At 73.0% G+C, this 10,915-nt stretch carries 11 protein-coding genes; 10 read left to right on the top strand and 1 reads right to left on the bottom strand.

What is annotated here, in order from left to right; translation table 11 throughout:
* From G3I65_RS40635 to G3I65_RS40610, 6 genes are all read left to right on the top strand, one after another.
* The coding region (locus tag G3I65_RS40635) for a YafY family protein (RefSeq protein ID WP_160700788.1) at positions 1-552 on the top strand (552 nt) is incomplete at its 5' end.
* On the top strand, positions 549-1,529 hold the full coding sequence (locus G3I65_RS40630; protein WP_125316424.1) for a YafY family protein: 981 nt from the start codon (positions 549-551) through the stop codon (positions 1,527-1,529). The genes G3I65_RS40635 and G3I65_RS40630, both read left to right, overlap by 4 nt.
* 10 nt (positions 1,530-1,539) lie before the next feature.
* Complete coding sequence (locus G3I65_RS40625) at positions 1,540-1,752, top strand: bacteriophage holin (protein WP_160700789.1); 213 nt, start codon at positions 1,540-1,542, stop codon at positions 1,750-1,752.
* A 31-nt stretch (positions 1,753-1,783) separates the two neighbouring features.
* Positions 1,784-2,098 carry a Sec-independent protein translocase subunit TatA gene (gene tatA, locus G3I65_RS40620; RefSeq protein ID WP_160700787.1) on the top strand — a complete coding sequence of 105 codons (315 nt, stop codon included), beginning with the start codon at positions 1,784-1,786 and terminating at the stop codon, positions 2,096-2,098.
* 85 nt (positions 2,099-2,183) lie between these two features.
* On the top strand, positions 2,184-3,155 hold the full coding sequence (tatC, locus tag G3I65_RS40615; RefSeq protein ID WP_160700786.1) for a twin-arginine translocase subunit TatC: 972 nt from the start codon (positions 2,184-2,186) through the stop codon (positions 3,153-3,155).
* Complete coding sequence (locus tag G3I65_RS40610) at positions 3,155-4,036, top strand: diacylglycerol kinase family protein (protein WP_160700785.1); 882 nt, start codon at positions 3,155-3,157, stop codon at positions 4,034-4,036. The genes tatC and G3I65_RS40610 overlap by 1 nt, the downstream gene beginning before the upstream one ends.
* Here G3I65_RS40610 and G3I65_RS40605 read toward each other — a convergent pair.
* Positions 4,033-4,608, bottom strand: a complete 576-nt coding sequence (locus G3I65_RS40605; RefSeq protein ID WP_160700784.1) for a hypothetical protein — start codon at positions 4,606-4,608, stop codon at positions 4,033-4,035. The two genes, G3I65_RS40610 and G3I65_RS40605, sit on opposite strands and share 4 nt — an antisense overlap.
* 148 nt (positions 4,609-4,756) lie before the next feature.
* Between G3I65_RS40605 and G3I65_RS40600 the strand changes: the two genes are divergently transcribed.
* The 4 genes from G3I65_RS40600 to G3I65_RS40585 all read left to right on the top strand — a co-directional run.
* Positions 4,757-7,534 carry an RNA helicase gene (locus G3I65_RS40600; protein WP_160700783.1) on the top strand — a complete coding sequence of 926 codons (2,778 nt, stop codon included), beginning with the start codon at positions 4,757-4,759 and terminating at the stop codon, positions 7,532-7,534.
* Between the two features lie 160 nt (positions 7,535-7,694).
* Entirely contained in the window at positions 7,695-8,453 is a 759-nt protein-coding gene (locus tag G3I65_RS40595; RefSeq protein WP_160700782.1) for a DUF4333 domain-containing protein, read from the top strand.
* Positions 8,454-8,522: 69 nt separating this feature from the next.
* A complete protein-coding gene (locus tag G3I65_RS40590; RefSeq protein WP_160700781.1) occupies positions 8,523-9,725 on the top strand; it encodes a GNAT family N-acetyltransferase in 1,203 nt (400 codons plus the stop codon).
* Between the two features lie 41 nt (positions 9,726-9,766).
* Positions 9,767-10,915 (top strand): GNAT family N-acetyltransferase (locus tag G3I65_RS40585; protein WP_166641185.1); only part of this gene is annotated, 1,149 nt, incomplete at its 3' end.

Raw genomic sequence — 10,915 nt, 5'->3', positions numbered from 1 at the left:
GCGTTCGGGCCGCTGCTGGCCGCGGTCCAGACCGGGCAGGCCGTGCGCTTCGAATACCGCCGCAGCGGCTCGCCCGAGCGCATCATGCGGACGCTCGAGCCGTGGGGCGTGGTGTCGTGGCGCGCCCGCTGGTACGTCGTCGGGCACGACCGCGACCGCGGCGCCACCCGCTGCTTCCGGCTCTCCCGCGTCACCGGCCAGGTCCGCACCGTCGGCAAGCCCGGCGAAGTGCGCCGTCCCGAGGGTGTCAACCTGCTCAAGCTCGTCACGGCCACCGGCGGCAGCGAGCCGTCCCCGGTCACCACCGCCCGGCTCTGGGTCGCCGACGGCCGCGCCGCCGGGGTCCGCCGCCGCGGCACCGTGGTCGGCCGGTCGACGATCGACGGGGAGGACGGCGACCTCGTCGAGATCGGCCTGCTCTACCCGGAGTCGGCGGCCGACTGGATCAGCGCGCAGGGCCCCGACGTCGTCGTGCTCGAACCGGACGTGCTGGCGAAGTCGGTCCAGGACCGGCTCGAAGCCGTCGTCGCCCGGCAGGTGAGCGCCCGGTGAGCGGGTCCACCGACCGGATGCCCCGGCTGCTCGCGCTCGTGCCGTACCTGCTGGCGCGGCCCGGCATCCGCATCGACGAGGCGGCGCACGACTTCGACGTCACGCCGAAGCAGCTGCGCAAGGACCTCGAGCTGCTGTGGATGTGCGGGCTGCCCGGCTACGGGCCCGGCGACCTGATCGACCTGTCCTTCGAGGGCGACACGATCGTCGTCACCCACGACGCCGGCATGAACCGCCCGCTGCGGCTCACCGGCGGCGAGGCGACCGCGCTGCTCGTGGCGCTGCGGGCGCTGGCCGAGACCCCGGGCGTGGTCGACGGTGACGCCGTCCGCCGCTCCATCGCCAAGATCGAGGCCGCGGCCGGGCAGGCCCAGCCGGCCGGCGTGGTCGTCGGCGGGGGAGTGCGCGAGGGCGAGAAGACCGCACGCACCCGCGAGGAGGTGGCACGAGCCCTTCAGGACGGGCGCGCGCTGCGGATCCGCTACTACACCGCGTCGAAGGACCAGATCACCGAGCGCACGGTCGACCCGATGCGGCTGCTGATCGTCCAGGCCGTCGGCTACCTGGAGGCCTGGTGCCGCCGCGCCGAGGGCGTCCGGCTGTTCCGGCTCGACCGGATCGACGAGCTGACCGTCCTCGGCGAGCCGTCGCGGCCGCCCGCGCACGCGCACCCGACCGACATCTCCGACGGTGTCTTCCGGGAACGTCCCGATCAGCGGGAAGCGGTGCTCGTCCTCGACCCGGACGCACGCTGGGTAGCCGAGTACTACCCCTGCGAGGAGCTCGACGAGCTCGAGGGCGGCCGGCTGCGGATCCGGATGCGCTACGCCGACCAGTCCTGGATGGTGCGCCTGGTGCTCGGCCAGGGCGGGGAAGTGCTGGTCGAGAGCCCGGCCGACCTCGCGTCCGAAGTCGGACGCCGGGCCGCCGACGCGGTGGCCCGAGCCCGTCACCTTCCGTCAACCTGTGACCACTAGGCTGGTGCGCGTGCCGTACCTGCCCACCGTCGTGCTCGCCGCGATCGGCCTGCTGCTGCTCATCGTCCTGCTGGTCCGGACCGTCAAGGTCTTGCGTGCCTTCCAGCGGACCGCAAGCATGGTGGCGGAGAACACCCAGGACCGGGCGGGGTTGCTCCGCGCCCGGTCGGCAGCGCTTCGCGTCGCGTTCGCGCAGCGCCGCCGGAAGCCGGAAAACCAGTAACATCCCTACCAGACGCAGATAGGAGGCCACCATGCTGAACGGATTGCAGCCGTGGCATTTGATCATCTTGGTGCTCGTCGTCGTGCTGCTGTTCGGGGCCAAGAGGCTTCCCGACGCGGCCCGGTCCATCGGCAAGTCCATGAAGATCTTCAAGGCCGAGACCAAGGACCTCACCGGCGACAAGGCCGCGGCGACGGAAGACGCCGAGCCCGCCGAGACGAAGCAGATCCCGGCCAAGCCCGCCGCACCCGCTTCGACCGACCAGCAGGTCGCCGACCTGCAGCGGCAGCTCGACGAGCTGAAGAAGCAGCAGGCCGCCGACCAGCCGCAGAAGAACGCCAGCTGAGCGGCTAGGCCACACCCGGTCCCCCGTCCACGGAGCGCGCCCGCAGCGGCGCGCTCCGGCGGACTCCACGAGAACGGAACAACCCGTGGCGGAATCCGCCTCCGGAAACGGTGACAGCCGCCGGTCGAAGCGGCGCAAGCGCAGCCGTCGCAGCAACCCCGACGGCACGATGACGCTCATCGAGCACATCTACGAGTTCCGCCGCCGTCTCGGCTTCGCGCTGCTCGCGGTCGTGATCGGCGGGATCCTCGGGTTCATCTGGTTCGGCACCAAGATCGGTCCGATCCCGTCGCTCGGCGACCTCGTCAAGGACCCGTACTGCGCCATCCCGCCGGAGCGGCGGCTCGACAGCGCCGCAGGGTGCCGGCTGCTGCAGACCGTGCCGTTCGAAGCCTTCATGACACAGCTGAAGGTCGGCATCGCGGCCGGTGCCGTGCTGCTCTCGCCGGCCTGGCTGTACCAGCTCTGGGCGTTCATCGCGCCGGGCCTGTACAGCAAGGAGCGCAAGTACGCGCTGACGTTCGTCGCGTTCGCGTCGGTGCTGTTCGCCGCGGGCGCCGTGCTCGCCTACATCCTCTTCCCGCACGCGCTGCAGCTGCTCATGGGCTTCGGGCAGGACGCGTTCGTCACCGCCCTCACGGCGGACAAGTACATCTCGTTCCTGCTGTCGCTGCTGATCATCTTCGGGATCAGCTTCGAGCTGCCGCTGCTGGTGGTGATGCTCAACCGCGTCGGCGTGGTCAAGTACGCGCAGCTGAAGAAGTGGCGCCGCGGCATCGTGTTCGCGCTGTTCGTCTTCGCCGCGTTCGCCACCCCCGGTTCCGACCCGTTCTCCATGCTCGGCCTCGCCGGCGCGCTCACCGTGCTGTTCGAGATCGCCGTGCAGATGGCGCGCTTCCACGACCGCAAGCTCGAAAAGGCCCGCGGCGACGAGGGCTGGGACAAGCTCGCCGACGACGAGGCCGCGCCGTTCGACTACACGCCGAGCACCATCGACGACGAGCCGTCCACCCCGACCGCGTCCGGCGGCCGGTCGAGCACCGACGACGTCACGTAGTGGGGATCCACGCCGCGCTCGCCGTGCACCCGGCCTCGGGGCACGGCGCCGCCGCCCGGATCGCCGACACGGTCGCGGAGCGGCTGCGTGCCGCCGTCGACCGCCTCGACGTGCTGGTCGCGAACTCCGTCGAGGAGTCCCGCGAGCTGATGCGGACCTCCCACAGCGCCGGTCTCGACGTCCTGGTCGTGCTCGGCGGTGACGGCGCCGCCCACCAGGGCGTCCAGTTCTGCGCCAACCACGACGTCGCGCTCGGCCTGGTCCCGGCGGGCACCGGCAACGACTTCGCGCGCGCCCTCGGCGTCCCGGCCGAGCCGCTGGCCGCGGTCGACGCGCTGGTGGCGGCCCTGAAATCGGGCGCGCGACGGCGGCTCGACCTCGGCCGGATCGGCGACACGTGGTTCGCGACGGTGCTGTGCGCCGGCTTCGACGCGAGCGTCAACGAACGCGCCAACCGGATGCGCTGGCCGGCCGGGCCCCGCCGCTACGACCTGGCGATCCTCGCCGAACTGGCGTCCTTCCGATCCCGCCCGGTGGTCGTCGACACCGGCACCGGCCGGATCGAGCTCGACGCGACCCTGATCGCGATCGGCAACACGCGCTACTACGGCGGCGGCGTCCCGATCTGCCCCACGGCCGACCCCGAGGACGGCGTCTTCGACGTCACGATCATCGGCCACGCCACCCGCCGCGGCCTGATGCGCATGCTCCCCGGCCTGCGCACGGGCAAGCACGTGACCCACCCGGCGGTCCGCACGCTGCGCGCCCGCTCGGTCGCCCTGACCGGCAACGACTGGCCCGCGTACGCCGACGGCGAGCCCCAGGGCACGGTCCCGGTGACGGTCGACTGCGTCCCGGGCGCCCTGACGGTGCTGGCCTAACGGTCGTAGCCACCCGCCCGAGCCACCAGCTGGCGGAAGTGGGCCGGGGTCAGCAGCCGTCCGGCGTCGGCGAAGTAGACCCCGCCGCAGCGGTGGCAGAACCACCCCTGCTCCCACACCTGCTGGGCCGCCGGAACACCCTTCCGCTGCCTCCGGTGCGCCCGCACGCGGCGGACGTAGAGCCAGACCAGCACGCCCGCGGCGAGGTACACCCCGAACGCCGGCAGTGAGAGCACCGCGAACCCCAGCGCCTTCGCGCCCTCGCCGCCGGGTGGTGGGTCGTCGGCGGCCGAGAACGGCAGCAGGAGGAAGCAGCTGCCGACCAGTGCCAGCAGGATGACCGCCGCCACCAGGCCGCCGTTGCGGCGCGGTGGGGGAAAGGGGTCGAGGGAGCGGGCGACCGCCGTGACCGAGACGCCGCTGACCTGGCTGCTCGTGTACACGACGCCGTCGCCGGCGGGGACGGCGACCGTCGGGCCCTGGCCGCGGTAGAAGGAGTGCCCGCCGTGGTAGACCGCCGGCACGTGTTGCACCTGGTCCAGCTGCCCGCAGCTCGGGCACGGTTCGGTCATCGGGACCTCCTTTCGCCGCTCCGACGCGCCCGCTCGCGATCCGGTTCCCGGGACCGAACCCGGTGTATAACGCCCTATACCGCGGGGCACGCCACGCCGTCGGTCACGCGGCGTGCGGAACGGCCGGGGGATGTGAAACCCTGACGACGTGGCCAGTAGCCCTTCTCCGTCCCCGGCCGAGGCCTATGCGGCCTCCTCGCGCCGCGGGAAGTACCCCCAGCTGACGCGCTTCGCCGCGGAGGCGTCCTTCGAGTTCGACGAGTTCCAGATCCGGGGGTGCGAAGCCCTCGAGGGCGGCCACGGCGTGCTCGTGTGCGCGCCCACCGGTGCGGGCAAGACAGTCGTCGGCGAATTCGCCGTGCACCTGGCGCTGGCCGAGGGCCGCAAGTGCTTCTACACGACGCCGATCAAGGCGTTGTCGAACCAGAAGTACGCCGATCTGGTCGCCCGCTACGGCGCCGACGCCGTCGGCCTGCTCACCGGCGACACCTCGATCAACGGCAACGCCCAGGTGGTCGTGATGACCACCGAGGTGCTGCGCAACATGCTCTACGCCGGCTCCTCGACGATCACCGACCTCGGGTACGTCGTCATGGACGAGGTCCACTACCTCGCCGACCGGTTCCGCGGCGCGGTCTGGGAAGAGGTGATCCTGCACCTGCCCGAGCACGTCCGCGTGGTCGGGCTGTCGGCCACCGTCAGCAACGCCGAGGAGTTCGGCGAATGGCTGGTCGAGGTCCGCGGGGACACGACGGTCGTCGTCGACGAGCACCGGCCGGTGCCGCTGTGGCAGCACATGCTGGTCGGGAACCGGCTGCTGGACCTGTTCGCGGGCGAGGACACCCACCTGCCCGGCGCGGAGCTGCGGATCAACCCGACCCTGCTGCGCCGCACCGAGGAGATCGGCCGCCAGTACGCGCCCGCCGGGTTCCGTGGTCCGCGTGGGCGGCGGGGCGCGCCGTCGCGGATGCCGCGGTTCCGGCCGCCGTCGCGGGTCGACGTCGTCGAGCAGCTGGACCGGGCCGGGCTGCTGCCCGCGATCGTGTTCATCTTCTCCCGTGCGGGATGTGACGCCGCCGTGGCGCAGTGCGTGCGGTCCGGGCTGCGGCTCAACGGCCCCGGGGAGGTCGAGGAGATCCGCCGGGTGATCGACGCGCGGACGTCGGAGCTGCCCGAGGGTGATCTGGGCGTGCTCGGCTACTGGGAGTGGCGGGAAGCCCTCGAACGCGGCATCGCCGGGCACCACGCGGGGCTGTTGCCGGCGTTCAAGGAGACCGTCGAGGAGCTGTTCGTCCGTGGCCTGGTGAAGGTCGTGTTCGCGACCGAGACGCTCGCGCTGGGCATCAACATGCCGGCTCGCACGGTCGTCCTCGAGCGCCTGGTGAAGTACAACGGCGAGGCGCACGTCGACCTGACGCCGGGGGAGTACACCCAGCTCACCGGCCGGGCCGGGCGGCGCGGCATCGACGTGGAGGGGCACGCGGTCGTCGCGTGGCAGCCCGGGGTCGACCCCAAGCAGGTCGCCGGGCTCGCCTCGACCCGGACCTACCCGCTGCGGTCGTCCTTCCGGCCCGGGTACAACATGGCCGTGAACCTGGTCGCGCAGGTCGGCGCGGCCGAGGCGCGGGAGCTGCTGGAGCAGTCGTTCGCGCAGTTCCAGGCCGACCGGTCGGTGGTCGGGACGGCGCGCCGGATCGAGCGGAACAAGGAAGCCCTGAAGGGGTACGCGACCGCGATCACCGGCGACTTCGACGAGATGCTCGAGTACGTCGAGCTGCGGGCGAAGATCTCGACGCGGGAGAAGGCGCTGTCGCGGCAGAACACCGCTGCGCGGCGGGCGGGGACCGCGGAGTCACTGGAGAAGCTGCGCAAGGGCGACGTGATCGCGGTGCCGGCGGGCCGTCGTGCCGGGCTGGCCGTGGTGGTGGACCCGGGGCTGGACCCGATCCGCGAGCCGCGTCCGGTCGTGGTGACCGAGGACCGCTGGTCCGGGCCGCTGTCGGTGGCGGACTTCCCGGCGCCGGTCGAGGCGCTGGGGCGGATCAAGCTGCCGAAGCACATCGAGCTGCGGTCGCCGAAGACCCGCCGGGACATCGCTTCGACGCTGCGCAACGCCGGGATTTCGTTGCCCGGCAGGCAGAAGCGGCGGTCCGGGGCGAACGAGGACGGTGAGCTGGCGGCGCTGCGGCGGGCCCTGCGCGCGCACCCGGGTCACGGGCTGGCCGAGCGCGAGGCGAACCTGCGCTGGGTCGAGCGGTACCAGCGGCTCACCGCGGAAACCCAGCAGCTGGAACGGAAGGTTGCGGCCACGACGCACTCGCTGGCGCGCGCGTTCGACCGGATCCTGGCGCTGCTGGGCGAACGCGGATATTTGGGCCCGGAGTCGGCCGGGGACGGGGAAGACCGCGTCACCGAGCACGGCCGGCGCCTGACCCGGCTCTACAGCGAGTCCGACCTGCTGGCCGCCGAGTGCATCCGGCACGGCGTGTGGCGCGGCCTCGGCCCGGCCGAGCTCGCCGCCGTCGTCTCCACGCTGGTCTTCGAGGCGCGCCGCGACACCGCGGGCGAGCCGCGGCTGCCCGGGGGCGCGGTGCCCGAGGCGTGGCAGGAGACCGTGCGGCTGTGGGTGGAGCTGACCGAGGACGAGCGGCGGCACCGCCTCGACCGGACCCGGGAGCCCGACGCCGGGTTCGCGTGGCCGGTTTACCGGTGGGCGCGCGGGGAGTCGCTGGAGAAGGTGCTCACGGCGGCCGAGGCGAACGGCCAGGAGCTGTCGGCGGGTGACTTCGTGCGCTGGTCGCGCCAGGTGATCGACCTGCTGGACCAGATCCGGGACGTGCTGGGGAAGGCGGATCCGGTGGGCGCGGCGGCGGCCGCGGCGGTGAAGGCGCTGCGTCGCGGTGTCGTGGCCGCGGGCGCCGCGTGAATTTCGCGTTAGCCCTGCTCCAGACGGGGCAAAGCGGTGAGCGTGGCCACGTGTGCTCGGGTCCGACCTGTGGTTGGATCGCGTGCGACACCGTGCGTACGCGGCTTTACGGCGGTTTCGGGGTGGAGAGCCAGTTGAGCGAAGCAGGCGGAGGCAGACGATGAGCACGCCGTATGGCGGCAACGACCCACAGCAGCCCCAGTACGGGCAGCAGCCGGGCGGCGCGTACCCGCCGAGCGGCCCGCAGGAGCAGCCCCAATGGGGCCAGCAGCCGCCGTCCTACGACCCGAACCAGCAGCAGTACGGCCAGTCGCAGCAGCCCCAGCAGTGGGGCCAGCAGCCCGGCGGGTACGGGCAGCAGCCGCCGCAGCAGCCGCAGTGGGGTCAGCAACCGCCGCCGTACGGGCAGCAGCCCGGTGGCGGGTACCCGCAGAGCGGTCCGCAGGCCCAGCCCCAGTACGGGCAGCAGCCGGGCGGGGCGTACCCGCAGAGCGGGCCCCAGGCGCAGCCGCAGTACGGCCAGCAGCCGCCGCCGGGGCAGTACGGCCAGCCACAGCAGCAGTACCCCGGCGCGCCGGAGGGCGAGCAGCAGGGGAAGTCGAAGAAGGGCCTGCTGATCGGCGTCGTCGCGCTGGTCGTGGTGCTGGCCGTCGTCGGAGTGCTCGGGTTCGTCGCGCCCGGGTTCTTCAAGACGCAGGTCTTCAACAACACCCAGATGCAGACCGACGTGCAGAAGCTGCTCACCGAGACGTACAAGATCGACGGCGTCACCGCGGTGACCTGCCCGGCCGAGCAGAAGGTCGAGGACGGCGCGAAGTTCGAGTGCACCGCCACGATCGCGGGCAAGCCGCAGCAGGTGCAGATCACGGTCAAGGGCGACGGCGGGAACTACGAGGTTTCCCCGCCCGCCACCAAGTAGCGCGCGCGAAGTCCGGCCGCCGGCGAATTCCGGTGGCCGGACTTCGCCGTTTCCGGAGATGATCCGGGGATGAGCGACTTCGAGATCCGGACGCTGCGCACCGACGAGCACCGCGCCGCGAGCGACCTGTTCCGCGACACCGTGCACGTCCGCCCGGCCACCGACGCCGAATGGGACCACTCCGGGCGTGCCTACCAGCCCGGCGGGGCGATCGGCGCGTTCGACCCGGAGCTCATCGGCACGGCCCGGTTCTTCGACGCCGAGCTGACCGTCCCGGGCGGGGCGCGGGTGCCGATGGCCGGCGTCACCGGCGTCGGTGTGCGCGCGGACCGGACCCGCCGTGGCGTGCTGCGCGCGATGATGACGGCCCAGCTGGAGGACTTCGCCGCGCGCGGGGTGGTGTGCGCGAACCTGCTGGCTTCCGAGGCGGGCATCTACGGCCGGTTCGGCTACGGCCTGGCGACGCGGAACCGCACCTACGGCGTCGACCGCGTGCGGGCCCGGCTGCGGCCGGACGCCCCCACCGGCGGCGAGATCGAGCTGCTGAACGCCGACCGGGCCTGGGAAGTCCTGCCCGGCATCTACGACCGCATCGGGCGCCGGCCGGGGATGATGTCCCGGCCGGAGGTGCTGTGGCGGCTCTACGAGGCCCAGTGCCGGCGCCGCAGCCAGCCGATGAAGGCGGTGGTGCACCAGGGTCCCGACGGGCCGGACGGGTTCGCCACCTACTTCGTCGAGGGCTTGGACGCGCACCCGTGGACCAAGGAGCTGGAGGTCCCGGACCTGTTCGCCGCCACGCCGGGCGCGTTCGCCGGGTTGTGGCGGTTCCTGCTCGGCGTGGACCTGGTGGACCGGATCGTCGCCGCGGAACGGCCGCTCGACGAGCCGATCGAGCTGCTGCTGGAGGACCACCGGCGGCTGACCGAAAACCGGGTCGGCGACGAGCACTGGATCCGGCTCGTCGACGTCCCGAAGGCGCTGGCCGCACGTGAATACGGGCCGGGCGAGCCGGTCGTCGTCGAAGTCACCGACCCGCTGCTACCCGACAACAGCGGTACCTACCGGATCACCCCGGACGGTGCCGAGCGCGCTGACGGGCCCGCCGCGCTCCGGCTCGACGTCACGACGCTGGCGATGCTGTACCTCGGCACCTGGAAGGCGTCGGCGCTGGCCGGCGTGGGCCGGATCGAGGTGCGGGACGCCGCCGCCCCGGCGGCCGCGGACGCGTTGTTCGGCACCCGCTCGGTGCCGTGGTGCGGCTCCCACTTCTAAACGAGGTGCCTCGGCGGGTGGCGGACGGCAAGATCGGGACCATGACCGCCTTCGACGTCCGCCCCGTCACCGAGGACGAGCGCCGCAGCACGTTCGACCTGCTCGGCCGTTCGCTGCACAGCAACCGCGTCAGCGACGACCTGTGGTCCCGCTTCGGGGTTTCGTGGCCGGCGGCGCACAAGTTCGGCGCGTTCGACGGCGGTACCCCGATCGGGATCGCGAGTTCCTTCGACACCGACCTCACGGTGCCCGGCGGCCGGGTGCTGCCGGCCGCCGCGGTTGACGGAGTCGGGGTGCGCGCCGACCGGACGCGCCGCGGCGTGCTGACCGAGCTGATGCGCGTCCAGCTGGCCGACGTCGCCGCGCGCGGGCTGCCGCTGGCCATGTTGCACGCCAGCGAGCCCACGATCTACGGCCGCTTCGGCTACGGCTCGGCGGCGCTGGGCAAGACGATCCACGTGGCGCGGCCCGCCGCCCGGCTGCACGACCGCGTGCCGCTCGCGGGGGACGTCCGGATGCTGACGCCGGAGGAGGCCGTGACGGAGATTCCCGGCCTGTACCACCGGATCGCGCGCCGCCCGGGCATGATCGGCCGGCCGCCGCTGTGGTGGCCGGTGATGCACGACCGGCTCGCCGGCCCGGACGGCGACCACGTCGTGGCCGTCCACAGTGGACCGGATGGGGACGACGGCTTCGTCGTCTACGAGACCGTGAGCCGCCGCTCCCTGGAGGCGCCGGACGAAGGCGCGGTGCTGAAGGTCCGCGACCTGCACGCCGGCGGCGCGGCCGCGCTGGCCGGTCTCTGGCGGTTCCTGCTGTCGGTCGACCTGGTCTCCGCGGTGCACGCCCGCCACCGCCCGGTGGACGAGCCGCTGTCGGCGATGCTGACCGACCACCGGCACGCGGCCACCCTCGCCGTCGAGGACGACCTGTGGCTGCGCCCGGTGGACGTCGCGGCGGTGCTGGCGGCGAGGACGTACCGGGCGGCCGAACCGGTGGTGCTGGCGGTGACCGACCGCCTGCTGCCCGCCAACACCGGCCACTACGAGGTCGGCCCGGACGGCGCCCGGCGGACCGGGGCCGCCGCGGACCTGACCCTCGACGTCGACACCCTCGGCATGCTGTACCTGGGGGAGTGGAGCGCCACGGCGCTGGCGCAGGCGGGCCGCGTCCAGGTCGGCGACCCGGCC

It is taken from the genome of Amycolatopsis sp. SID8362 (assembly GCF_010550475.1).
GTDB classification, from domain to species: Bacteria; Actinomycetota; Actinomycetes; order Mycobacteriales; family Pseudonocardiaceae; genus Amycolatopsis; species Amycolatopsis eburnea.
Note: the sequence above shows the minus strand (reverse complement) of the source record. Positions and strands in the feature narration are given on the sequence as shown.

Excerpts from the sequence above, each read along its gene's own strand:
- G3I65_RS40590 (WP_160700781.1), top strand. The coding sequence starts at position 8,523 with ATGAGCGACTTCGAGATCCGGACGCTGCGCACCGACGAGCACCGCGCC.
- tatA (WP_160700787.1), top strand. The coding sequence starts at position 1,784 with ATGCTGAACGGATTGCAGCCGTGGCATTTGATCATCTTGGTGCTCGTC.
- G3I65_RS40605 (WP_160700784.1), bottom strand. The coding sequence starts at position 4,608 with ATGACCGAACCGTGCCCGAGCTGCGGGCAGCTGGACCAGGTGCAACAC.
- G3I65_RS40595 (WP_160700782.1), top strand. The coding sequence starts at position 7,695 with ATGAGCACGCCGTATGGCGGCAACGACCCACAGCAGCCCCAGTACGGG.